Origin of the sequence: Kitasatospora acidiphila (genome assembly GCF_006636205.1) — a bacterium.
In the GTDB taxonomy this organism is placed as follows: domain Bacteria; phylum Actinomycetota; class Actinomycetes; order Streptomycetales; family Streptomycetaceae; genus Kitasatospora; species Kitasatospora acidiphila.
Map to the genome: position 1 here is coordinate 132,942 of NZ_VIGB01000001.1, position 23,350 is coordinate 156,291.

The following is a 23,350-nucleotide window of genomic DNA, read 5'->3' on the forward strand; positions in this document are numbered from 1 at the left end:
CCCCGCCCCCGTTCGCACGCCCGAAAGCAGCCCAATGAGCACAACCCGACGCCGACGAGCCCCCGCCCCCAAACGCGCCCGCCGGGGCCGCCGCGGCGTGATCCGCCAGGGACCACTGCGCACCCACTGGCTGCTGCTGACCGCCATGCTGCTCACCCTGTCCGTCACCCTGCTGCTCCAGGGCTACACCCAGCACAGCTTCGACGACCGCCCGGACCAGGCGGCCAAGCCCATGGCCGCGGACGCCGTGCCCGCCGCGATCCGCGACGGCGGCCCGGTGATCGACACCGCCGGCCCGCAACCGCGCAGTGCCGCCCCCAAGCCCGGCACCATCGCCCTCACCTTCGACGACGGCCCCGACCCGACCTGGACGCCCCAGGTCCTGGACGCCCTGCGCCGGGCAGGAGTTCATGCGACCTTCTTCGTGGTCGGCACCCAGGCGGCGGCGCATCCCGACCTGATCCGCCGGATCGTCGCGGACGGAAACCAGATCGGCGTGCACACCTTCACCCACACCGACCTCGGCCCGGCACCCGACTGGCGCCGCTCGCTGGAGCTGCGCGAGACCCAGCTCACCCTGGCCGGCGCGGCCGGGGTGACCACCTCGCTGCTGCGTCCGCCGTACTCCTCCACTGCGGACGCCCTGGACGACCGCGAGTGGGACGCCGTCCAGCAGGCCGGACGCGCGGGCTACCTGACCGTGCTCACCACGATGGACAGTGAGGACTGGCGCCGCCCGGGGACCGCGCAGATCGTGAAGGCGCTCGATGTCGCCCCGGGCGCCCCCGGGCAGATCATGCTGATGCACGACGCGGGCGGCGACCGCTCGCAGACCGTGGCCGCGCTGAACACCCTGCTGCCCCGACTGAAGGCGCGTGGCCTGCACTTCGCCACCGTCAGCGAGGCGCTGGGCCTGCCCGATCCGGTGCGCCCGGCCGGCACCGGCGACCATCTGCAGGGGCTCACGCTGATCTGGATCCTGCGCGGCGGCAACTGGGTGCTCACCCTGCTGGGTTGGCTGCTGTGGGCGGCGGGCGCGATCAGCGTGCTGCGCGCCGTCGCGGTGCTGGTGGCCGCCCGCCGGCACAAGCGGCTGCGCCGTCGGCCCTGGGGCCCGCCGGTCACCGAGCCGGTCAGCGTGATCGTGCCCGCCTACAACGAGTCCGCCGGGATCGAGGCGGCACTGCGCTCACTGCTCGCCTCCGACCATCCGGTGGAGGTGATCGTGGTCGACGACGGCTCGACCGACGGCACCGCCGATCTGGTGGAGTCGCTCGGCCTCCCGTACACCCGGGTGATCCGGCAGGAGAACGCGGGCAAGCCGGCGGCGCTCAACACCGGCATCGCCGCGGCCCGGTGCGAGCTGCTGGTGATGGTGGACGGCGACACCGTGTTCGAGCCGGATGCCGTCCGCCAGTTGGTGCAGCCGTTCGCGGATCCGGCGGTCGGGGCGGTCTCCGGCAACGCCAAGGTGATCAACCGGGGTGGTCTGCTGGGGCGTTGGCAGCACATCGAGTACGTGGTCGGCTTCAACCTGGACCGCCGGCTGTTCGATCTGGCCGAGTGCATGCCCACCGTGCCGGGCGCCGTCGGCGCGTTCCGGCGGTCCGCGCTGCTGGCGGTCGGCGGGGTGGGCGAGGAGACCCTCGCCGAGGACACCGACCTCACCATGGCGTTCTGCCGGGCGGGTTGGCGAGTCGTCTACGAGGAGCGGGCCAAGGCCTGGACCGAGGCCCCCGCCTCACTGAACGCCCTGTGGCGGCAGCGCTACCGCTGGTGCTACGGCACCCTGCAGGCGATGTGGAAGCACCGCGGCGCGCTGGTCCAGCGTGGGCAAGCCGGCAAGTTGGGGCGGCGCGGTCTGCTCTACCTGCTGATGTTCCAGGTGCTGCTGCCGCTGCTCGCCCCGGTGGTCGACGTCTTCGCGGTGTACGGACTGGTGTTCCTGGACCCGGTGCGGATCATCGGGCTGTGGGCCGCCTTCCTGCTGGTCCAGATGCTGATGGGGGCCTATGCGTTCCGGCTGGACCGGGAGCGCCTGGGGCCGCTGTGGAGCCTGCCGCTGCAGCAGTTCGTCTACCGCCAGTTGATGTACCTGGTGGTGATCCAGTCGGTCTTCACCGCGCTGGCGGGCTCCCGGCTGCGCTGGCAGCGGATGCAGCGCTACGGCTCGCTGCGGGTGCCGGCGGGCGGCTGAGCCGCCCGCCGGGGAGGGGTCATGCGGTCCAGGACTCCTGGTGCTCCGTCAGCCGGTACGGGTCCTGCTGCTCCCGGGGTTCTTCCGCGCGCCGGCCCCGGCGCCGCGGCCCGGCCGGCCACCAGAGCCCCGGCCGAGCAGTGCCGCCAGGGCCGGCACCAGCACGGTGGAGAGCAGGAACGCCGACAGCAGGATCCCCACTGCCGTGGCGAACCCGACCTGCTGGGTGGACGGCTGCGGGGTGACCGCGAGGCTGCCGAAGGAGCCGGCCAGCACCACGCCCGCCGTCGCGATGGCCGGCGCGGTGTGCCGCACGGCGCGGGCCACCGCCGCCCGGGCCGGGCCGGGGTGTTCCATCTCCTCGCGGATCCGGTCGCTGATCAGGATGTTGTAGTCGGTGCCCAGCGCCACCACGAAGAGGAAGAGCACCAGCGGCAGGGTGAAGATGACGCCGGGGCGGTGCATGCCGTGCTGGAACACCAGCGCCGCCGCGCCCAGCGTGGCCGCGAAGCCCAGCCCCACGCAGACCATCAGGATCACCGGCGCGAGCACGCTGCGCAGCAGCATCAGCAGGATCAGTCCGATCAGCACGGCCGCCACCGGGAAGACCAGCCGGAGATCGTGGTCGACGGCGGTGGACACATCGGCGAACACGGCCGCGGTGCCTCCGACGTGCGCGGTGGTGCCGGGCGGCGTGTGCCGGGCCACCGCCGCGCGCACCGGCCCGGACACCAGCTCGCGGGCCTGCTGGGACTGCGAGTCGGCGGTCAGGAAGAGGTCGATCCGGGCCGCCTGCCCGCTCTGGCTGAGCACCGGCTCGGCGACCCGCCCGACGCCCTTGACCTGGCCGAGGTCGTGCGCCAGTCCGTCCAGTGCCGCGGTGTCGAGTCGGCCGCCGCCAACGGCCTGGAGGTAGACGGTGGTCGGGTCCGAGGTGCCGGCGGGCAGCGCGCGGGCGATCTCGACCGCCGTGCGCTGGGCCTCGGTTCGGGTGCCGGTGCTGCTGCCGAGCCCGTAGTCCATGGAGATGCCGGCCAGCCCGGTGGCCAGCACGCCCAGGATGGCGAGGCAGCCGAGCACCATGCCCACCGGCCGCCGTGCCACGGCGGCACCGAACCGGGCCACGGCTCCCTCGCGAGGGGCGCGCCGCAGCGCTCGCGAGGGCCAGAACAGCTTGCGTCCGCAGGCCGCCAGCAGGGCCGGCATCAGGGTGAGGCCGGCCAGCAGCATCACCAGCACCGACACCGCGATGGCCGGGCCGAGCACCCGGAACTGCCCGAAGCTGGCGATCCCCAGGGTGGCGAAGGCGGCGACGATGGTCAGCGCGGCCGAGGTGACGGCGGTGCCCACCCGGCCGCTGACCTCGGCGGCGACGGTGCGGTGGTGGCGGTCGGGGGCGGCCCGCAGTTGCTCGCGGAACCGGAACATCATGAAGAGCAGGTAGTCGATGCCGATGCCGAGCAGCACCACGTTGATCAGGCTGGGCACCGACGGGTCCAGCTTGATGCCGGTGAGCAGCGCGGTGCCGACCACCGCGCCGGCGGCCGCGCCGCCGACCACGGTCACCGCGAGCAGCGGCACCAGGGCGGCGAGCACGCTGCGGAACACCAGGATGTGGATCAGCACGATCAGCCCGGTCATGCAGGCGGAGGCGATGGTGGTCAGGTTCTGGTCGGCGGCGTCGGTGTCGAGCTGGTCGGCGAGCGCGCCGGTGAAGCCGGTCCGCAGGCCGATGGCAGCGAAGTCGGCCCTGGCGGTGGTGCGGAACGCCTTGAAGGTGTTCTGCAGGCCTGGGTCGGCGGAGTTGCCGTCGAGGTTGACGGTGAGCAGCGCGAAGGTGCCGTCCGGCGCGGGCACCGTGGTGCCGATCTGCGGGATCTGCGAGTAGTCCTTCTGCCAAGGGTCCTTGGCCTTGGGCATGGTGACCTCGGTCCGGCCCAACTGCCGGGTCCGGTCGTCGATGTGCTGCCGGTCGGCGGCGGAGAGCGGCTTGCCGTCGGTGCGGGCGACCAGCACGGTCACCGGGTTGGCGTCCGCCTTGGTGCCGAACTGGTCCTTGGCGATCCGCATCGCGGCGGCCGAGTCATAGCTGCTGGGCAGGAAGTCGGCCGTGTCGGTCTGGGTCACCCGGAAGATCATCGCCTGGCCGACGACGGCCAGCGCGATCCCGAGGACCGCCCAGACGGCGATCACCTTCCATGGGTTTCTGGTGGCGAACCCGGTCAGGGCACGGATCACAACGTCCTCCATCAGCAAGCCTGCTTCCCGGGGTCCCCCGGCCTGTATCCAGACCACCACCCGGAATCGGCCTTCTCCTCCGAGCCGCGGATGAGATCGGCGCCGGGACCGGAGTCCACCCGACGCCCCGGTCTAGGACCCTGGTCCTGGTTCCGAATCAGCTTTCAGTCCCGGCAAGCACGCCGTCGGCCGATGCGAGAATGGATCAAGAACGGCTCACCGAACGGCTCACAGCGTGGTCGCAGAGTGGTTCGCAAGGGGTGGTTCACGAACGATCAGCACCGCGCCCGGTCCGAGCGGCCGGGACGCCCGACCGCGAGGGGAGCAGGCCCGGATGTCGATGCGCCGACCGACCGCAGCGCGCCCGACAGGAATCGACGGCTGGCCCTGGTCCCGTACCGACGCCCTGGTGGCGGCCGGGGCGGCGACGCTGGACCTGCTCGGCTACACCCTCGGCGCGCTGGACAGCGATCCGCCGGTCACCGCCCTCGGGCTGCTGCTCATGGCGCTCGCCGCGCTGCCCCTGCTCGCTCAGAGCCGCCACCCGGTGGCCGCGCTGACCGGCACCCTGGCCCTGAACCTGGCCCTCAACCTCGCCGTGCCGGTCGTCTACCACTTCGGCTGCTCCACCTCGATCGCCCTGTTCATCGTGGCCCGCACCCGGCGGGCCCGGGTGATCACGGTCGCTGCCCTGGCCACGGCCGCGGCGACGCTGGTCCACCACGGTCCGAGCATGGACCTGTCCTCGGTGCGGGTGACGGGCTCTGTGGTCTCGGCCGCCCTCCTGGTGGCAGCCGGGTTCGGATTCAACTACTGGCAGCGCCAGTTGGAGACCAACCGCACCTTGCTGGCCGACCGGGCGCTGGCCCAGGAGCGCCGCCGGATCGCGCGCGAGCTGCACGACATCGTGGCCCACCACCTCACCACCATGCAGCTGATGGCCGGCGGGGCCCGGGCCAATCTGGGCGGTGATGTCGAGGTGGTGCGGGACGCCCTGGTCACCCTGGAGGAGTCCGGGCGGCTGGCGCTGCGGGAGATGCGCCAACTGCTCGATGTGCTGCGGGCCGACGACGAGCCGGCCGGCAAGCCCGCGGCGGCGGCGCCGGACGCACCGCAGCCCGGTGTGGGCGAGCTGCGGCGGATCGTCGACGACTCCCGGCAGGCGGGGCTGCCCACCGAGTTCAGCGTGCGCGGTGCCGAGCGTCCGCTGCCGCCGGTCACCGGGCTGACGGTCTTCCGGATCGTGCAGGAGGCGCTCACCAACGCCCGCAAGCACGCCGGTCCGGCTCACGCTCGGGTGGAGCTGGCGTACCACCAGGACCGGGTCACCGTGACGGTGCGTGACAACGGCTCGGGTACGGACGCCCCGTCCGGCCCGTCCGGCAGTCGGCGCGGCGGCTACGGCCTGATCGGCATGCGGGAACGGGTCGCCCTGCACGGCGGCACCTTGGACGTCGGCGGGCTGGACGGCGGCGGTTTCCAGGTGGCCGCCACCTTGCCGCTGGCGGCGCACATCGGAGAGGAACGACAGGGATGACCCAGACTCAGGCACCGATCAGGGTGCTGCTCGCCGACGACCAGCCGCTGGTCCGCCGCGGGCTGGCGCTGATCCTGGCCCCCGACCCGGCGTTCACGGTGGTGGCCGAGGCGGCGGACGGCGCCGAGGCCGTGGCACTCGCGCACCGGCACCGCCCGCACGTGGTGGTGATGGACATCAGGATGCCGGTCCTGGACGGCGTGGCGGCGACCGAGCGGCTGGCCCGGGAGCTCCCCGAGTGCCGGGTGCTGGCGTTGAGCACCTTCGACGTGGACGAGCTCGTGGTGGCCGCCCTGCGCGCCGGGGCCTCCGGGTTCCTGCCCAAGGACGTCTCCCCTGAGGAACTGCTCGCCGCGCTGCGCACCGTGCACACCGGTGAAGCCGCGGTGGCGCCGCGGCTGCTGACCCGGCTGATCTCCACCTTCGTGACCGCGCCCGCCTCGCCGCGGCCGACCGTGCCCGAGGCGCCGCCGCCGGGCGAGCTGACCGCCCGCGAGGTGCAGGTCTGGCGGCTGCTCGCCACCGGCCTGGACAACACCGAGATCTCCGGGACGCTGGAGATCAGCGTCTCCACCGTGAAGAACCACATCACCAGCATCTTCGGCAAGTTGAACGTCCGGGACCGCGCGCAAGCGGTGATCGCGGCCTACGAGTCGGGGCTGGTGCGGGCCGGAGACTGCTGACGATCCGTCAGATCCGTCATATTCCACCGGCCGGTTCGGTCAGGCCCGCCAACTCCGCCAGCCGGCGCAGTGAGTCGAGCTGCTGCTCCGGGTCGAAAGCGGCGGCGGTGACCATGATCTCGTCGGCGCCGGTCTCCGCGACCAGCCGGCCCAGCTGGTCGCGGACCTCCGCCTCGACGCCGTAGAGGTGGCCGCGCTGCGCCTTCTCGAACACCTCGCGCTGACGGGTGGTCAGCTCCGTCTCCGCCACCCGCTGCGGGGACGGCAGCGGCGGGAAGGTGCCCTGGGTGCGGGCGTGCGCGAGCGCCCAGGCCTCGGCGGCGAGGATCTGCCGGGCCTGCTCGGTGGTCTCAGCCACGGCGATCGGTGCGGCGACGATCACATAGGGCCGCTCGCGCCACCGCGAGGGGCGGAACGCGGCCCGGTACTCGTCGATGACCGTGATCATGCGGGAACGGTTCTGCAGCCCGCCTACCACCACCGGCAGCCCCGCTTCCGCGGCCACCTGCCCGCCCTCGCCGAGCGCCAGCACGAACGGCGGCACGGGCAGCCCGTCGGCGGGCTGGGCCCGCACCCCCGGGTAGCGGTCGGTGCCGCCGCCCAGCCACTCCAGCAGCTCGGCCAGCTGGTCCGGGAAGTCCTCGGCGTCCCGCAGCGGGTGGCCGAGCGCCTGCTGGATGCCCCGGGTGAACCCGACCGAACGGCCGAGGCCCAGGTCGATCCGGCCGGGGAAGAGCGCGCCCAGCACGGCGAACTGCTCGGCGACCACCAGCGGCCGGTGGTTGGGCAGCATCACCCCGCCCGTGCCGACCCGGATCCGACTGGTCCCCGAGGCGATGGCGGCCGCCAGCACGGTGGGTGCCGAGCCGGCGATCCCGGGTACGGAGTGGTGCTCGGCCACCCAGAAGCGGTGGTACCCGAGCCGCTCCGCGTGCGCGGCCAGTGCCACCGTGCCGCGCAGCGCCTGGGCGGCGCTACCGCCCTCGGGGATGCAGGCCCGGTCCAGTAGTGAGAGCTTCAAGGTCGCGTCCACAACAGGCAGCGTACAAAACCGGGTGATCACACCTGGCCCGTTCACCGCTTCGGGCGCATCGTCAGAAGTGGTGAACGGTCAGGGGACGACCACGATCTTGCCGCGGGTGTGGCCGGTGCGGCTGGCGTCGAAGGCCTCGGCGGCCTTCTCCAGCGGGAACGTCGCGGAGACCTCGACGGTCAGGGCGCCCAGGTCGGCCAGACCGGCCAGTTCGGCCAGCTTGGCGCCGTCCGGGCGGACCCAGACCCAGTGGCCGCCGTGCTGCTCCACCGTGGGGTCGGCCACCGAGGCATGCCGCCCGCCGGGCGCCAGCACTGCCAGCGTGGTCTCCAACTGCCCGCCGACGAAGTCCGCCACGGTCGACACTCCCCCGGGGGCCAGCGCCCGGACCCGCTCGACCAGGCCGTCCCCGTAGGTCACCGGCTCGGCGCCCAGGCGGCGCACGAACGCGTGGTTGCGCTCGGAGGCGGTGCCGATCACCTGTGCCCCGCGCGCGGCGCCTAGTTGCACCGCCAGGCTGCCCACCCCGCCGGCGGCGCCGTGCACCAGCAGGATGTCGTCCCTCTCGACCGCCAGCCAGTCCAGGCTGCGCAGCGCGGTCAGGCCGGCCAGCGGGAGACCGCCGGCCTGCGCCCAGTCCAGGCCGGCCGGCTTGCGGGCCACCGCCGAGGCGTCGACCGCGATGTACTCGGCGAAGGTGCCGCCGTGCACCGTCTCCTTGCGGGCGTAGGACATCACCTCGTCGCCGGGCGCGAACTCCGGCGCGTCGGGGCCGGTCCTGACCACGACCCCGGCCACGTCCCAGCCGGGGATCACCGGGAAGACCGCGTCCATCAGCGGGTCCAGGCCGCCCGCCATCACCTTCCAGTCCACCGGGTTGACCCCGGCCGCCCGCACGGCGATGAGCACCTGGCCGGGGGCCACCTTGGGCTCGGGCAGCTCGCCGTAGCGCAGCCGGGAGTTGTCGGGGGCGTACGCGTCGTAGCTCACCGCGCGCATGAACGGACCTCCAGGTGGCCGGGTCTGTTGATCTGACGCTCCGTCGCCCGCATCGGGGCGCCGCTCGCCAGGCTATGCCGCCGAGCCCGGCACGACACGGCGGCGCGACCCCTACCGCAAATGTTGAAAAGATAAACAGTGGATGCTCTGTAGTAATGTCGAACGCGAGTACCACGAGCTCTGCAGCAAGCCACTCGCAACCACGGAGAACCTGTGCCCAGCATCAAGGCGTACGGCGCCACGTCCGCGACCGACCCGCTCGTCCCGCTCACCATCGAGCGCCGCGAGGTCGGGCCGCGCGACATCCAGATCGAGATCAAGTACAGCGGCATCTGCCACTCCGACCTCCACACCGTGCGCGGCGAGTGGGGCGACCGGCCCTACCCGCTGGTTCCGGGCCACGAGATAGCCGGCATCGTCACCGCCGTCGGCTCCGAGGTCACCAAGCACGCCGTCGGCGACCGGGTCGGCGTCGGCTGCATGGTCAACTCCTGCCGGGAGTGCGTCAACTGCCGCCGCGGCCAGGAGCAGTACTGCCTGGGCGAGACCGTCTTCACCTACGGCTCGGTCGACCGGGACGGCACCATCACCCAGGGCGGCTACGCCACGCACGTGGTCACCGACGAGGCCTTCGTGGTCCGCATCCCGCAGGGCCTCCCGCTGGACGCCGCCGCACCGCTGCTCTGCGCCGGCATCACCACCTACTCGCCGCTGCGCCGCTTCGGCGCCGGCCCGGGCAAGAAGGTCGCGGTGGTCGGCCTGGGCGGCCTCGGCCACCTGGGCGTCAAGCTCGCCCACGCGATGGGCGCCGAGGTCACGGTGCTGTCGCAGTCGCTGAAGAAGCTGGACGACGGCAAGAAGCTGGGCGCCGACCGCTTCTACGCGACCAGCGACCCGGCCACCTTCGAGCAGCTGGCCGGCGAGTTCGACATCGTGCTCAACACGGTGAGCGCCAAGCTCGACCTGGACGCCTACCTGTCCCTGGTCGCCAGCGGCGGCACCATGGTCAGCGTCGGCGCCCCGCCGGAGCCCCTGGCGCTCAACGCCTTCTCGCTGATCAGCATGGGCCGCAACTACGCCGGTTCGATGATCGGCGGCATCGCGGAGACCCAGGAGATGCTGGACTTCTGCGGTGAGCACGGCGTCACCGCCGAGATCGAGCTGATCCCGGCCGACCAGATCAACGCGGCGTACGAGCGGATGCTCGCCTCCGACGTGCGCTACCGGTTCGTGATCGACACCGCGACCCTGGGCTGACGCCCGCCGCGCCGGGCCGCCCCGACCGGGCACCGTGGAAGGTGCGGTCGGGGAGGTCCGCGCGCTTCGGCCGTGACCGCCGACGCGTGCGGATTGACGGATCGTCATGGCCGCATGATCCGGCCGCTTCTCCCCATGCATCGTCCTTCCTGAGTGATCGTCATATCCGCGCGCCAGAAGCGGATCGAGCGCAGCAGGGCGAGATCCGCCGCTCGGCGCTCGGTGATGCGCTCGGCCTGCCAGGCGGCGGAGCCGCCGTAGGCGAGCATCAGAGCGAGCTCCATGACCTGGACCTGCGCATAACCGGCGGCGGTGTGACGGTTGCCCTCCGCCAGGGCCCTGCTGATCCGGTCCGAGTAGAGCAACTCGCCGTCGAGACGCCGGGCCAGCGGATCGCGGGCTATGTCCGGCAGCGCGGTGCCCACGTCGATGATCTGCCGCAGGACCGGCCGCTGCTCCGGCCCCGCGTGCAGCCAGAGCAGGGCCAGGGCGCTCTCCACCGGCGACCAGATCGCGTAGTCGCCGGTGAACAGCACGCCGAGGGCGGCGGTCGCGACCAGGCGGGCGTCGTCCAATCGGTCGGCGGCTTCACAGGCGTAGGCGAGGCTGGTGACCTTCTGGAGGTCACGCGGGGAACGGCTCCGGACCGTCTTCACGGCCCGCGCCGCGCTGCGCAGTGCGGCCGGCGTGCCGCTCCCGGCCGCCAGCTCCGCGGCCCGGGCGGTGACCACGGCCCCCAAGTGCCCGCTCAGCGCAGCGCCGAGCTCCCTGCGGACCGCTTTGTCCGGCTCGGCGTCCAGCAACCGGCGCAGCCGGAGCAGCTCCGGCCCGCCACCGGGCACCGCCACCAGGGCCTGGAGAGCCGCCAAGCGCACCTGCCGCTCCTCGGCGCGGTCCGCCACGACCGTGAGCAGGAACTCGCCCAGCTCTTCGGGATGCCCGGCCGCACCCTCGGGCACGGCGGCGAGCAGCGCGGCGGCACGCTCCTCGGCCGAGCGTTTCCGGTGGCCCGCGATGAGCTCGGTGGTGCTTGGTGCGGTGCTGGTGGTCCTGGTTGCGGCCATGTCCGCAGCATTCCACGCGGCTGTGACAGTCGGCCTGCCGCGGACGCCTGCCCCCCACGCTGCGCCCGCCCGCTGCTCGCCGGCCCTCCGCTCGGCGGCCCTCCGCTCGGCGAAAAGACGAAAAGACGAAGAGATGAAAACTTGCTGCGTCTTGACCTTCTCTTGGGATACGGTCCGGCGGTGACCGATCAGAACGATCAGTATGTGGAGACCGCCACGCCGGCAGCCGGCAAGGACAGCACCTGGAGTGCGGGCGGTCAGGTGGTGGCGGCGCTGGCGCTCGGCGCGGTGATCGCGGCGGGCCTGTGGGGGCTGAGAATGGTCGGCGGGTCGCCGTCGGCGAACGGCAAGCCCGCCACCTGTGCGCCGCCCAAGGCCACGGACTCCCCCGAGTACCCGGCGCTGTGCGCCGCACTCAACCGCCCCGATCTGCCGGCCCTGCTCGGCACCCCCTCCGAACACGTCTCGGAGGCGCAGTCCGGAGGCGGCCCGATCACCTTCGCGGACGGGACGAAGCAGGACGACGCCTCGGCGGAGATCCAGGCCGGCCCGATCAACATGCGCCTCACCGACAACCAGGAGCTCCCCTTCACGGACTACACCACCGTCCTGGGCCCGAAGTCCAAGTCGACCTCCGTCCTCGGCCATCCCGCGGTGACCTACTCGGACCACACCACGGCCATCGGCTTCAGCCTGAACGGCGGGCACGCCACCACGAGTCCCGGCGGCATCGCCCGCCATCTCGTCGTCGCCAAGGACACCAAGAACGGCGGCGGGTCCTTCGAGCTCACCATCTGGCGGCAGGACGACCAAACCCCGGATGACGCAGCCCTGTTCCGGACCGCCGTACTGGTGCTCCCCGCGCTCCAGGGATGGGGAACGGGCTCATAGCCCCACGGTTTCTTCACGAAGTGGAGCCGGCTCCAGGGAACGATGGGCGCGGGGTGGAGCCGGGTGGCGCTCGGCGACTCGTACTGCGCCGGCGTCACCCAGGCGACGGGCGACGAGTTCGAGACGCCACCCGTCCGCCGTCGCCGGGTGCCGCCGTGAGACGCTGCGTAGCAGGAAACACCAGCGTTATGACGGAGAGGCACCGCATTGACCACCGCCATTGACCACCGCGCCGCCGTTGCAGCCGAGACCGCCGCGTTCGTGGAAGCCGTCAGGGCGGCCGACCTGACCACTCCGGTGCCGACCTGCCCCGGCTGGGTGCTGAGCGACTTGATCCAGCACGCCGGCAGTGTGCAGCGCTGGTTCGCCACGCTGCTGCGCCAGCGGATCCAGGAGCGGCCGCGCAGCCGGGAGGTGGACCTGAAGCTGCCCGCCGACTCACAGGCCCTCCCCGGCTGGCTGGCCGACAGCTCCGCCGAGGCCGCCGACGCGTTCGCCACCGTCGACTCCGACGCACCGATGTGGGCCTGGGGCGCGGACCAGCACGCCCGCTTCTGGGCCCGCCGGATGCTCTTCGAGACCCTGGTGCACCGCGCGGACGCCGAGCTCGCGCTCGGCCTGAGCCCGGCGATCGACCGCGGCCTCGCGGCGGACGGCGTGGCGGAGTTCCTGGTGAACCTGCCGTTCGCGTCGTCCTTCGCCCCCGGCACCGCCGAGCTGCGCGCCGCCGACCGGAGCATCCGGTTCAGCTGCTCCGACGGCGACGGCGACGGCGACGGCGACTGGCTGGTCCGGCTGCGCCCGGACGGCTTCGGGATCGACCCCGATGCCACCGAAGCCGACCTGGCCGATGCCACCGTGCAGGCCCCGGCGGCCGACCTGCTGCTGCTCCTCTACGGACGGCTGGACCGCACGGCCGCCGGCATCCGCACCGCCGGTGACGAGGCGCTGCTCGACCTCTGGTTCGGGCACTCGGCGTTCTAGCCCGTCGGTCGTTCTTCCGGCCCGTCGTGCACAGCGCTGGGGGCAGCAAGCGGATTTCGCGGATTTGCTGATGAACTGTCAGAAATGCGAGAGGCTTGACGACTGTCCCCAGCACGTGACGACGAGGTCAGGGGGAAGGACATGGCCGAGCCCGGTGGTCTCAAGCAGTTGAAGGCACGGTTGGAGGACCAGTGGTCCCGCTGCGTCCCCGAGCTGCGCGGTTCCGGCAGAGCGCTGCCGGGTGATGCCATGGTGCGCCGGGAGGTGGCCGACTCCTGGCTGCGGTCGCTGGGCACTGTGGACCCGGCGCAGACCAGCGCGCCGGTGGCCGGTGCCGGCGCGGTGCACCCGCAGTGGTCCGAGTCACCGCTGCGCGCGCCGGTGCACGACCTGGCCGACCAACTGCGCTGCCTGGCCGACGACATGGGCTACGTCACCGCCGTGACCGACCAGTCGGGCACCATTCTGTGGACCTGCGGCGGCCGGGCGATGCTGCGGCAGGCCGAGCGCGTCAACTTCGCGCCGGGCGGCCGCTGGGACGAGCCGGCGATGGGCACCAACGCCCTGTCGCTGGCACTGTGCACCGGCCGGCCCAGCACCGTCTTCTCCGCCGAGCACCTGGTGGCGGCGCTGCACGGCTGGGTCTGCTACTGCGCGCCGATCCGCGATCCACACGGCCGGCTCCTCGGGGTGCTCGACCTGTCCAGCACCTGGGACCGGGCGAACCCGATGGCGATGGCCACCGTGCGCGCGCTGGTGTCCAGCATCGAGGCCGGGGTGCGCGCCAACGCCGCATCGCAGCAGCCCCGCCCGGCTCCCGCCGAGGTGCGGCTCAGCGTGCTGGGCCGGGCCGAGCTGACGGTCGACGGGACGCCGCTGCGGCTGCCGCCACGGCAGTTGGAGATCCTCACCCTGCTGGCGCTGGAGCCCGACGGCTTCACACCGGAGCGGCTCCGAGACGCGCTCTACGGCGACCGGCCGGTCGCCGCGGCCACCTTCCGGGCCGAGGTCTCACACCTGCGGCGCGCGCTGCCCGGCACCGTGGCGACCCGGACCTACGCGCTGACCGCACCGCTCTCCTGCGACGCGCTGGAAGTCCTGCAATCCGTGGCCTGCGGCGCGGTGGCGCGGGCCGTGCGCCACTACCGGGGGCCGCTGCTGCCGCGCTCGCAGGCGCCGGGAATCGCCCAGTGGCGCGAGCACATCGAGGTGGCTGTGCGCGAGGCGGTCCTGGCCAGCCCCGATCCCGAGCACGCCCTGCGCTACGGCGGCCGGATACCGCACGACCTCACGGTCCATGAGCACGCCCTGCGCACCCTGCCGTCCCACGACCCGCGCCGCGCCCTCGCCGCCGGCCGGCTCGCAGCCGCGCAGCACGACTGAGCCCGCCGCCAGGATCTGGTGCGGGTCGAACGCTCAATGCGGCGCCTCTGCCACGCGGTTGAGGGAGTACCTGGGGATCTCCACGGTGCTCACAGGCGGGATCTCAGCACGTCGACCTCGCAGCCCGGTGAGGACGGGTCGAAGCCGTGCTCGACCAACCAACGGACCGCGATCAGGCTTCGCAGCGACCACCATGCGCGGATCACGTCGAGGTCGACGTCGGTGCCGTAGCCGGCGACGACGTCGGCAAGGTGTTCCTCGTGTCCGAGCGTCAAGATGGCGAGGTCGAACAGGGCGTCACCCCGGCTCGCCTCGGACCAGTCGACCACGCCGGTGATCTCGTCACCGTCGACGAACACATGGGCGACCTGCAAGTCGCCGTGCGTGAACACCGGTGGCCACGGCCGCAGCGCACCCTCGGCGATGCGGCGGTTGCGCGTGACCAGGTCGGTGGGAAGGACGTCGTTCGTGATGAGCCAGGCGCATTCGGCGTCGAGGGCCGATGCGAGCTCGTCGGGGCTGCGACCGGGCCACGGCGGCAGCGGCGCGTCGTGCAACTTCCGTGCGGCGGCACCCGCCGCGGCCCACGCCGCCGGTGACGCCGTCGACGGCTCGCCGAGGCGGCCGAGTGCCGTGCCGGGGAGGGCGGCGAGCGCGAGCACGGGCGGCTTGCGCCACAGGACCTCCGGAGTCGGGATCGGCGCGATGGCCATCGCCTCGACCTCGACGTCAGTGCGCAGCTGATCAGGGTCGATCTTCAGGAACACGTCACCGACGCGCAGGGTCGCGCGCTCTTGATGGGCGACGACGACCTCGACTTCCTCCACGTCGACCATTATCGCGGGACGACCGCCGATGTCGCCGGGTTTATCGCGGGCGATCGCACGGCTCATAGGAGTTCTCAGGAAGGCGTGCCAGGCGGTCCTCGGTCCACTCGGTGTGGCGTTGGCGCAGCTTGGCGGCGGTCAGGTCGGTGCGGCCGAGGTCGTGGTAGTTGGGCACCCAGGTCTCGACGGTGCGGTAGGAGTTGGTGAGCGCGAAGAGGTCCCACAGCGCCACATCGGAGAGCTTCTCGCCGGCGGCTTCCTGATACGCGGTCAGGAAGACCTCGGCGGTGCCCGGACCGTGCAGCAGTACCAGGTCGAGTCGGCACCAGCTCACGTCGAAGCCGCGTGGCGCGAGCGAGGCCCCCGACCAGTCGACGATGCCGGTGATCACGTCGTGCTGCCACAGCACGTTGCCGGACCAGTAGTCGTAGTGCGTCAGGACCGGCGGCCGGCCGGCCAGGCGGTCGGCGTGGGCGGCCAGGACCGGCGCGGCGGGGCCCCGGCCAGCGGAGCGGGTGACGGAGGCCGAGGCGGCCATGCCGTCGCGGAGACCGGACAGCCGGGCGAGCGGGACGGAGTGGATGCGGGCCAGGGCGCGGCCCAGCTGTTCCGCCGCCGTCTCCGGGCAGGCCGGCGTGATGTCGGCGTGCCCGGGAAGGCGGGTGATCAGGACGGCCGGTTCGCCGAACCGCAGCCCGTCCGGGTCGGCGCCGGCAAGCCGCGGTGCCCAGCCGTCCAGCCCGTCGATGGCCGCCAACACCCGTGCCTCGTACGCCGGTGCGCGGTCGCCCGGCGGAAATCGCCGCAGCACCAGCTCGGTTGAGGAGTCCGGGGTGCGCAGGAGGTGGGTGGCGGCGTGCGCACCGCCGGCGAGGCGCTGGACGGCCCAGGCGCCAGCGGCGGGGCCGGCGAGCTCGCTTGCCCAGGCGAGTGCCGCGGGGGGCGGGGGTGAGTCGATCACCGGGCCATGGTGATATCGCCGTTGGCCGAGGGCAACCGGATTCCCGCGCGCGCGGGACGTCAGAACACCGCTGCCGACGGCTCGTTCGCGCCTCTCAGGGCACCATCACCACCAGCACCGGCCCGGTCGCGAAGGGCATGGCGCCGCCGTCGGGCAGGGTGAACGAGGTGCCGGCGGCGGGGTCGGGGCGGCTCCAGTGCGTGGCCCACACCTTGCCGTCGCGCAGCACCTCCGCCTGGCCCGAGCCGGTGCTCTGGGTGAACACCTCGTTGTCGGGGTGCCCGGCGTTGAAGTCGGTGAACTGCCCGGGCACGATGCTGACGTGCTGGACGACCACGGTCGCGGTGCCGGACCACGCCGAGTGGCCGTCCACGGACACGTCGTAGCCGCTGCCGCTGAAGTGGACGCCGAGGGACGCGGCGGGCAGGTGCCAGGTCATCTCGGTGAGCGCGGTGCCGCCGCCGGGTGCGGCGCCGAACGTGAAGCCCGGGGAACGGGCGGGCACCGACGGGTACTTGGCGAGGATCTGGTGCGGATCGATGAAGGTGGGGTCCATGGCGCGGTTGCTGAACGCACCGGGGTCGTCGAAGGGGGTGACGGTCTGCAGGTCGGCGTGGTCGAGCAGCGGTATCAGCCCGCTGATCGCGCCGCTGTAGGCGAAGTCGAGGCGCCCGTACTGCTGGAGGAGGGGGATGTCGGTCTGCCGGGCCGAGCGGACCGGGCCGATCTTTTCGGGCAGGTGGTTGGCGTCGTAGACGGCGAGGAACCGGGAGAGTCCGCCCTCGACCTGGACCCAGTACACGATGTCGGCCCGGCCGAGCCCCTGCTGGATCTGCTGGGTGTTGCGGCCCACATTGTCGATCTTCACGGCGAGCAGGTTGCCCGCGGTGCCGCTGTTGTCGAGCGGGTTCGCGGCCTGCCCCGTCGGCGACGGGGACGGCGGCGGGGGCTTGTGCGCGCTGCTGCTGCAGCCCTGGACGGCGATGAGCCCGGCGACTCCGGCTCCGGCCACTGCGAGCGGCAGTCGATGTCTGCGCATTGGTGTCACCCCTTGACAGCTGGGTGGAACCGGCCGACGGCGCGCACGCCGGGGGCCCTCATCCCTTTGTATACGCAACCGCCCGGTCCGTGAACCCCCGGCGGTTGCCATGCACTGCGGGACGGCTGTGCTGCCGAGCCGGGCGGCACACGGTCCGGCGGCTCCGGTGGCCTCGCCGGTGGTGGCGCCCGTCACGGCAACGGGCGGTCCGGTGCCCCAGGCGACGACGGGGCCGGTGAGCTGACGGCACGTCACCAGTAGAGGTACTCCTACGGGAGCCACCGCTGTCCATGATCTCCCTACCGCCCGCGGGCAAGGTGGCGCTGGTGACCGGCGCATCGGCGCAGCTGCCGCGGCCGCCCAGGCCGAGCAGGGCGCACGCGTCCTGCTCGCGGGCGGCGATGCGACGCGCGGCGAGGCCGTGGTGCCGGCGATCCGAGCAGGCGGCGGCAAGGCCGACTTCGTCGCCGCCGTGCGCCGACTCGCCCGTACGGCGACCGACCTCGGCGGCGGCCGGGTGGACATCCTGGTCAACAACGCGTGCCCGGCAGGGCTCACTCCAGTGCGCGGCCGCGGCCGAGCCTGCGGGACAGGAAGGCGGGGTCGATGAGCGGTGCGGGGTAGTTCGGGCACCCGGAGGTGACCAGCCAGGGCCGGTGGATGACGGAGCCGGGCAGGTGCGCCAGTTCGGGGACCCAACGGCGCACGTAAGCGCCATCGGGGTCGTAGCGGTCGGCCTGCCGCAAGGGGTTGAGGACGCGGTTGGGCCGGGTGTCGGTCCCGGTGCCGGCCACCCACTGCCAGTTGAGCTGGTTGTTGGCGATGTCGCCATCGACCAGGAGGTCGAGGAAGTGCGCGGCACCGATTCGCCAGTCGTGATACAGGGACTTGGCGAGGAAGGACGCGGTGAGCAGCCGGGCGCGGTTGTGCATCCAGCCTTCGGCCACGAGCTGGCGCATGCCGGCATCGATGATCGGGAACCCGGTCCTGCCCTGGCGCCAGGCCTGCGCCTCGGCCTCGTCCGTGCGCCAGCGGTCAGACCTGGTGCGGTAGTCCGAGTGCGCCGCGTCGGCACGGGCGGCGAGGACCTGGTGGTGGAAGTCCCGCCAGGCCAGCTGGCGGACGAAGGCCTCGGCGCCCGCTCCGCCGTGCCGTGTGGCCGCGGCGACCAGTTCGCGGGCCGACAGGCAGCCGAAGTGCAGGTACGGCGACAGGCGCGAGGTGCCGTCGGCGGCGAGGTCATCGTGCTGCTCGTGGTAGGTGTCGGGGCTCCAGCGCTGCCAGGCGCGGCGCGCGGCGGTCTCACCGCCCGTCGGCAACCGGGGTGCGGTGGGACGAACGTGAGGCGGTCCGGCGCTGCGCAGAGCGGGCGGCGTGCTCAGTCGCCGGGGTGCGGGCAGCCGGACGCCGGGCTCGGTCCGCGACCAGGCGCGGAAGTACGGGGCGAAGACCGCGTAGTGGTCCTTGCCCGCGGGAGTGATCCGGCCGGCCGGAACGACGTTGAGCGAGCCGTCGTGCACCACTAGGCGCGCTCCGAGCCGTTGCCGCAGTGCCGCCTCGCGGCGCTGGGCGAAGCCGGACACTCCACCTGCCACATGCACGCTCGCGGCGCCGGTCTGCTCAGCCAAGCGCATGACCTCAGCCACGACAGGTCCTTCGCGCAGGACGAGCCGGCCGCCGATCCGGCGCAGCGAGCGGTCCAGGTCGGCCAGGCAGTCGGCGAGGAACGCCAGCCGATTGGGGGTCGCGAACCCGACCTCGGCGACGGCGGGGTCGAGGACGAAGAGCGGCACCACCTCCGCGGCGGTTGCGGCCGCCGCATGCAGGGCCGGATTGTCGTGCACGCGCAGGTCCTGGGTGAACAGGACGATCGACGTGGTCATCGGCGGCTCCCGGGGACGAAGAGAGGTCGTCGCAGGGTGCGACGGTCGGTCGTCGGCTGCCCCGGGGCTAGGGCAGCCGCTCGGCTCCCGGCAGGCCGGAAGATCCGGAGCCGTGAGCGCTGCGGATCGCCCCGGGATGAGAACGATTGACCAGCGGCGGCGGAAGCGGCTCGGATCGGGTGATCGTGGCGGGAGCGGACGCTGTCCGGCTCACCCCGCGCATGGCGGCGCCGCGAGGGCGCCGGCCGTCCCCGCGTCGCACGACTGCCTGATCGGGTGGACGGCTTCGGCGGCATGGGAGTGTCGTGGCCGAATCCCCGCCGGAGTACCCCAGTGTCGTTTTCCAAAAGGAGGCGATGATCATGGCCACCGTGTGCCGCTCCAGAGGTGTCACCCCTGCCGCGTTCCTGGCTCTTGCGCTGCTGGCCACCGGCACGGCATGCAGTAGCAGCAGCAAGGCTCCCGCTGCAGGGAGCAGCCCCACGGCTCCAGTGAGCAGCGCCACGGCCGGCGGGCAGGCGGCGACCGTCACCGTGACCGAGAAGGAGTACTCCCTCGGCCTGTCGCAGACGCAGGTCGCGCCGGGGAGCTACACGTTCGTCGCGGACAACGCCGGGACGATCGCCCATGCCCTGGCGATCTCGGGCCCCGGTGTCTCCACGACGCAGACCTCCGTCATCTCCCCCGGTAGCAAGGCGCAGTTCACGGTCACGCTCCAGCCGGGCAGTTACGAGCTGTGGTGCCCGATCGACGGCCACAAGGCCCTCGGCATGGACACCCACATCCAGGTCGGGGCGGCGGGTTCGACGTCACCGTCCGGTGGTGGCGCCGCGCCGAGCAGCAGCACCGGCGCCAGCAGTGGCCACTAGATCGCGCCACGGGCGGCGCGGGGCACGGCGAACGGAGTACCAATGCTCCGCATGCCGCATGTCATCACGAATAGTAGCGATTCGAGTACTTATTGTATTTTCATGTGCACTCACACTCTGCCCGCGCTCGGCCGCGGGCTCACCTCACTCACGATTGCGCTCGCCATCGGAACGGCAGCCGCGGCCGCCCCCGCCGCGGCCGTCTCCGACGGGGCCTTCCTCCACGGCCTGACCACCATCGACAAGGTCGCCTCGACCGTCCCCGCCAACGGCGACCAGAATCCCTACGGCACCGTCGTCATCAAGCACGACGCAGGCGATCTGCACCAGGGCAACGTCCTGATCAGCAACTTCAACAACGGCCAGAACCAGCAGGGCACCGGCACCACCCTGGTGCAGGTCAGCCCGCAGGGCACGGCGACGGTCTTCGCCCAGATCGACCCGGCCCACCTGCCCGGCCCGTGCCCCGGCGGGGTCGGGCTCACCACCGCGCTGAGCGTGCTGCCCGGCGGCTGGGTGGTGGTCGGCAGCCTGCCCACCAGCGACGGCACCTCCGCCACCGCCCAGGCCGGCTGCCTGCTGGTGCTCGACAACCACGGAACGGTGAAGGAGACCCTCACCGGCGACGGCATCAACGGCCCCTGGGACATGACGGCCGTCAGCCACGAAGACCACACCGACCTGTTCGTCACCAATGTGCTCAACGGCACCGTGGCCGGCGGCGGCAAGGAAGTCGACCGGGGCACGGTGCTGCGCATCACCCTGAAGGACCACGGTGACCAACCGCCGGAGCGGGTGAAGACCACGGAGATCGGCTCCGGCTTCGCCCAGAAGACCGATCCGAACGCCCTGGTGATCGGCCCGACCGGAGTGGGCCTCGGCGAGGACGGCACGCTCTACGTCGCCGACACCGTCAAGAACCGGATCACCGCCATCCCGCGCGCGGTGGAGCGCGAGGACAGCGCCGGCACCGGGCACGTCGTCAGCACCGACCACCACCTGAACGGCCCGCTCGGCCTGGCCATCGCCCCGAACGGCAACATCCTCACCGTCAACGGCGGCGACGGCAAGATCGTCGAGACCACCCCTGGCGGCAAGCAGGTGGCCCACCGGCTGCTGGACAGCAGCGGCAACCCGCCCGGCGCGGGGGCCCTGTTCGGGCTGGCGGTCGACCAGGACTGCGACTCGGTCTACTTCGTCGACGACGCCACCAACTTCCTCAACGTGCTCCACTGACCTGACCACGAAGAAAGATCGGGCTCCCCGGGCCGTCGCGGCCCGGGGAGCCTGCTTTTGTTGGTGCGACGGCGCGGTGCGGGCCGGGTGCGTCCCGTCGGCGGACTGCTGCCGGCCGACTCAGCGCAGGGCCGTGCCGCGCAGGAGCAGCAGGGCCAGGTCGAGGGCGCTGAGGGCGATGGTGAGCAGGAACGGCAAGCGGCTGTCCGGGTGCCGGGGGCGGGGAAGGGCGGCGACCGCGGCGAGTCCGGCCGCTGCGGCCAGTCCGGTCCAGCCCGCCGGTCCTGGTGGTCCGGGCGGGCCGAGGGCGAGGGCGGCGGAGGCCGCGAGCAGGGTGAGGGCGGCGAGGCCGCGGCTGCGGGTGCGTCCCAGCCGCTGGGGGAACCCGTGGATCCCGCAGGCCAGGTCCGCGTCGATGTCCGGCAGCACATTGGTGAGGTGGGCGCCGACGCCGAGCAGTGCTCCGGCCGCGAGCAGCCAGGCCGGTGGCCACGGGTGGTCGGGCAGGCCGCGGGTGACGAAGGCGGGCAGCAGCGCGAACGCCAGCGCATAGGGGGCCCAGGACCAGCGGGTGCGTTTGAGGACGGCGTTGTAGGACAGCGCCGCACCCACCGCCACGAGGTGCGCGAATCCCGCCGCGGCGCCGGATGCCAGGGACAGCGGTACGCAGGCCGCGGCCGCCCCGCAGGCGGCGGCAGCGGCGGACGAGGGGGCCAGGGCGCCGACGGCCAGGGGCTTGTCGCGTCGCCCCGCGCGGATGTCGCGCCTCACGTCGATCAGGTCGTTGCTCCAGCCGACGCAGAGCTGGCCGCTGAGCACGGCGAGCGCCACCAGCAGGCACCCTGCCGGGCCGCGTCCCACGGCTACGGCGAGCGCCGTGGCCAGGCCGCTGACGGCGACGGCCGGGACGGGATGGGCGGCCAGCAGCAGCGCGACCGGCGAGCCGGTTCGACGCGGCACGGCTTCGATGGCACCCGTCGATGCTAGGGCCTCCCTTATGGATCAGGTCGGCTGTGACACCTGCGGCTGACGCCGCGGGGCGCGCGGCTGGGGGCGCGCGTGCTCCGGCGTCGCGCGCCCGGCGTGATCCAGCAGAGCGGCCCTCCGTCGGTCGAGACCTGAAGGTGCGTCAGCCGCGCCCGGGCGAGCGGCGTGCCGCCGAATCGCGGAACCCGGCACCTAGCATGTCGGGATGACCCGGATTGTCGCGGTTCACGGAGTCCTGCCACCCCACCGGTACCCGCAGGAGGAGATCACCGGCATGGTCGGCTCGTCCTGCCGGCTGCCGCGCGACGACCGGGCCGTACTGGAACGCGTCCACGCCGCTTCCGGTGTGACGGGACGTCATCTCGCACTGCCGCTGGAGCACTACGCCGGGATCGACGGCTTCGGGGCGCGCAACGACGCCTTCCTCGCAACGGCCCTGGAGCTCGGCCGCGATGCCGTCCGGGGCGCCCTCGACCAGGCGGGCCTGGCCGCCTCCGATGTCGATCTGGTGGTCTCCACCTCGGTGACCGGCATCGCCGCGCCGTCGCTGGAGGCGCGGCTGGCCACGGTGCTGGGCCTGCGACCGGACGTGAAACGGGTGCCCGTCTTCGGCCTCGGCTGTGTCGCGGGGCCGCGGGCCTGGCCCGGTTGCACGACTACCTCGTCGGGCACCCCGGCGAGGCGGCGCTGCTGCTCTCGGTCGAGCTGTGCTCCCTCACGCTCCAGCGCGCCGACACGTCCATGCAGAACCTGGTCGCCGGAGCCCTGTTCGGTGACGGCGCCGCCGCCGCCCTGGCCGTCGGGTCCCGCCATGAGGCGGGCCGCGGCGACCCCGGGTCGAGTGGCCCGCAGATCGTCGCGACGCGCAGCCACCTCTTCCCCGGCACCGAGCACCTGCTGGGCTGGTCCATCGGCGACACCGGCTTCCACATCATGCTCGGCGCAGACCTGCCCGACCTGGTCAAGCGTCAGCTCGGCGGCGTGGTCGACGACTTCCTCGCCGACCACGACGTCAAGACGGCGGACGTGACCGCGTGGATCTGCCACCCGGGCGGCCCCAAGGTCCTGGACGCCGTACGCGAAGCCCTGGACCTGCCCGCACGCGCCCTGGAACTGACCTGGCGCTCCCTCGCCGAGGTCGGCAACCTCTCGTCGGCCTCGGTGCTCCACATCCTGCGCGACACGCTCGCGCTGCGTCCGCCGCTTCCCGGGACGCCGGGCCTGCTCCTGGCGATGGGGCCCGGCTTCTGCGTCGAGCTCGTCCTGCTGCGCTGGTAGCCGG

At 72.8% G+C, this 23,350-nt stretch carries 18 protein-coding genes and 1 pseudogene; 10 read left to right on the plus strand and 9 right to left on the minus strand.

The window, feature by feature from the left end:
- Window positions 1-34 precede the first annotated feature (34 nt).
- Window positions 35-2,197 (plus strand): bifunctional polysaccharide deacetylase/glycosyltransferase family 2 protein, encoded by a 2,163-nt coding sequence (locus tag E6W39_RS00640; protein ID WP_141631740.1) that lies wholly within the window; start codon window positions 35-37, stop codon window positions 2,195-2,197.
- Between the two features lie 48 nt (window positions 2,198-2,245).
- On the opposite strand, the gene E6W39_RS00645 is transcribed toward E6W39_RS00640, so the two are convergent.
- Window positions 2,246-4,447 (minus strand): MMPL family transporter, encoded by a 2,202-nt coding sequence (locus E6W39_RS00645; RefSeq protein WP_141631741.1) that lies wholly within the window; start codon window positions 4,445-4,447, stop codon window positions 2,246-2,248.
- A 322-nt stretch (window positions 4,448-4,769) separates the two neighbouring features.
- Here E6W39_RS00645 and E6W39_RS00650 point away from each other — a divergent pair, with 322 nt between their 5' ends.
- On the plus strand, window positions 4,770-5,972 hold the full coding sequence (locus E6W39_RS00650; RefSeq protein ID WP_141631742.1) for a sensor histidine kinase: 1,203 nt from the start codon (window positions 4,770-4,772) through the stop codon (window positions 5,970-5,972).
- Window positions 5,969-6,655, plus strand: a complete 687-nt coding sequence (locus E6W39_RS00655) for a response regulator transcription factor (RefSeq protein ID WP_141631743.1) — start codon at window positions 5,969-5,971, stop codon at window positions 6,653-6,655. Before E6W39_RS00650 ends, E6W39_RS00655 begins: the two co-directional genes overlap by 4 nt.
- Window positions 6,656-6,671: 16 nt before the next feature.
- Here the strand turns inward: E6W39_RS00655 and E6W39_RS00660 are convergent, their stop codons facing one another.
- Window positions 6,672-7,688, minus strand: coding sequence for an LLM class flavin-dependent oxidoreductase (locus tag E6W39_RS00660; protein ID WP_141631744.1), 1,017 nt, complete (start codon window positions 7,686-7,688; stop codon window positions 6,672-6,674).
- A gap of 78 nt (window positions 7,689-7,766) precedes the next feature.
- Window positions 7,767-8,687 carry an NADP-dependent oxidoreductase gene (locus tag E6W39_RS00665; RefSeq protein WP_141631745.1) on the minus strand — a complete coding sequence of 307 codons (921 nt, stop codon included), beginning with the start codon at window positions 8,685-8,687 and terminating at the stop codon, window positions 7,767-7,769.
- A gap of 213 nt (window positions 8,688-8,900) precedes the next feature.
- Between E6W39_RS00665 and E6W39_RS00670 the strand changes: the two genes are divergently transcribed.
- Entirely contained in the window at window positions 8,901-9,944 is a 1,044-nt protein-coding gene (locus tag E6W39_RS00670; protein ID WP_101378470.1) for an NAD(P)-dependent alcohol dehydrogenase, read from the plus strand.
- A gap of 104 nt (window positions 9,945-10,048) precedes the next feature.
- On the opposite strand, the gene E6W39_RS00675 is transcribed toward E6W39_RS00670, so the two are convergent.
- Window positions 10,049-11,008, minus strand: a complete 960-nt coding sequence (locus E6W39_RS00675; protein WP_141631746.1) for a DUF6707 family protein — start codon at window positions 11,006-11,008, stop codon at window positions 10,049-10,051.
- Between the two features lie 180 nt (window positions 11,009-11,188).
- Here E6W39_RS00675 and E6W39_RS00680 point away from each other — a divergent pair, with 180 nt between their 5' ends.
- From E6W39_RS00680 to E6W39_RS00690, 3 genes are all read left to right on the plus strand, one after another.
- Window positions 11,189-11,899 (plus strand): DUF6215 domain-containing protein, encoded by a 711-nt coding sequence (locus E6W39_RS00680; protein ID WP_141631747.1) that lies wholly within the window; start codon window positions 11,189-11,191, stop codon window positions 11,897-11,899.
- A 207-nt stretch (window positions 11,900-12,106) separates the two neighbouring features.
- Entirely contained in the window at window positions 12,107-12,883 is a 777-nt protein-coding gene (locus E6W39_RS00685) for a maleylpyruvate isomerase family mycothiol-dependent enzyme (RefSeq protein WP_141631748.1), read from the plus strand.
- A 141-nt stretch (window positions 12,884-13,024) separates the two neighbouring features.
- On the plus strand, window positions 13,025-14,266 hold the full coding sequence (locus tag E6W39_RS00690) for a helix-turn-helix domain-containing protein (RefSeq protein WP_141631749.1): 1,242 nt from the start codon (window positions 13,025-13,027) through the stop codon (window positions 14,264-14,266).
- Window positions 14,267-14,355: 89 nt separating this feature from the next.
- On the opposite strand, the gene E6W39_RS00695 is transcribed toward E6W39_RS00690, so the two are convergent.
- From E6W39_RS00695 to E6W39_RS00715, 4 genes are all read right to left on the minus strand, one after another.
- Window positions 14,356-15,093 carry a phosphotransferase family protein gene (locus tag E6W39_RS00695; RefSeq protein WP_141631750.1) on the minus strand — a complete coding sequence of 246 codons (738 nt, stop codon included), beginning with the start codon at window positions 15,091-15,093 and terminating at the stop codon, window positions 14,356-14,358.
- 40 nt (window positions 15,094-15,133) lie between these two features.
- Entirely contained in the window at window positions 15,134-16,054 is a 921-nt protein-coding gene (locus E6W39_RS00700; RefSeq protein WP_220140134.1) for a phosphotransferase family protein, read from the minus strand.
- A 94-nt stretch (window positions 16,055-16,148) separates the two neighbouring features.
- Window positions 16,149-17,093 carry a DUF3048 domain-containing protein gene (locus E6W39_RS00705; RefSeq protein WP_181799008.1) on the minus strand — a complete coding sequence of 315 codons (945 nt, stop codon included), beginning with the start codon at window positions 17,091-17,093 and terminating at the stop codon, window positions 16,149-16,151.
- 554 nt (window positions 17,094-17,647) lie between these two features.
- A complete protein-coding gene (locus E6W39_RS00715) occupies window positions 17,648-18,976 on the minus strand; it encodes a cryptochrome/photolyase family protein (RefSeq protein WP_141631752.1) in 1,329 nt (442 codons plus the stop codon).
- Between the two features lie 362 nt (window positions 18,977-19,338).
- On the opposite strand from E6W39_RS00715, the gene E6W39_RS00720 reads away from it, so the two are divergent.
- Both E6W39_RS00720 and E6W39_RS00725 read left to right on the plus strand, forming a co-directional pair.
- Window positions 19,339-19,845, plus strand: coding sequence for a hypothetical protein (locus E6W39_RS00720; protein WP_141631753.1), 507 nt, complete (start codon window positions 19,339-19,341; stop codon window positions 19,843-19,845).
- 102 nt (window positions 19,846-19,947) lie between these two features.
- Window positions 19,948-21,081, plus strand: a complete 1,134-nt coding sequence (locus tag E6W39_RS00725) for an NHL repeat-containing protein (RefSeq protein ID WP_228717865.1) — start codon at window positions 19,948-19,950, stop codon at window positions 21,079-21,081.
- 120 nt (window positions 21,082-21,201) lie between these two features.
- On the opposite strand, the gene E6W39_RS00730 is transcribed toward E6W39_RS00725, so the two are convergent.
- Window positions 21,202-22,041 (minus strand): UbiA family prenyltransferase, encoded by an 840-nt coding sequence (locus E6W39_RS00730; RefSeq protein ID WP_228717866.1) that lies wholly within the window; start codon window positions 22,039-22,041, stop codon window positions 21,202-21,204.
- Between the two features lie 232 nt (window positions 22,042-22,273).
- On the opposite strand from E6W39_RS00730, the pseudogene E6W39_RS00735 reads away from it, so the two are divergent.
- Window positions 22,274-23,346: pseudogene (locus tag E6W39_RS00735) on the plus strand (type III polyketide synthase).
- The last annotated feature ends 4 nt before the right edge of the window (window positions 23,347-23,350 follow it).

Coding starts and splice junctions, on each gene's coding strand:
- E6W39_RS00645 (WP_141631741.1), bottom strand. CDS start 4,447: ATGGAGGACGTTGTGATCCGTGCCCTGACCGGGTTCGCCACCAGAAAC.
- E6W39_RS00725 (WP_228717865.1), top strand. CDS start 19,948: ATGTGCACTCACACTCTGCCCGCGCTCGGCCGCGGGCTCACCTCACTC.
- E6W39_RS00655 (WP_141631743.1), top strand. CDS start 5,969: ATGACCCAGACTCAGGCACCGATCAGGGTGCTGCTCGCCGACGACCAG.
- E6W39_RS00690 (WP_141631749.1), top strand. CDS start 13,025: ATGGCCGAGCCCGGTGGTCTCAAGCAGTTGAAGGCACGGTTGGAGGAC.
- E6W39_RS00705 (WP_181799008.1), bottom strand. CDS start 17,093: ATGCGCAGACATCGACTGCCGCTCGCAGTGGCCGGAGCCGGAGTCGCC.
- E6W39_RS00650 (WP_141631742.1), top strand. CDS start 4,770: ATGTCGATGCGCCGACCGACCGCAGCGCGCCCGACAGGAATCGACGGC.
- E6W39_RS00715 (WP_141631752.1), bottom strand. CDS start 18,976: ATGACCACGTCGATCGTCCTGTTCACCCAGGACCTGCGCGTGCACGAC.
- E6W39_RS00675 (WP_141631746.1), bottom strand. CDS start 11,008: ATGGCCGCAACCAGGACCACCAGCACCGCACCAAGCACCACCGAGCTC.
- E6W39_RS00640 (WP_141631740.1), top strand. CDS start 35: ATGAGCACAACCCGACGCCGACGAGCCCCCGCCCCCAAACGCGCCCGC.
- E6W39_RS00720 (WP_141631753.1), top strand. CDS start 19,339: ATGGCCACCGTGTGCCGCTCCAGAGGTGTCACCCCTGCCGCGTTCCTG.
- E6W39_RS00665 (WP_141631745.1), bottom strand. CDS start 8,687: ATGCGCGCGGTGAGCTACGACGCGTACGCCCCCGACAACTCCCGGCTG.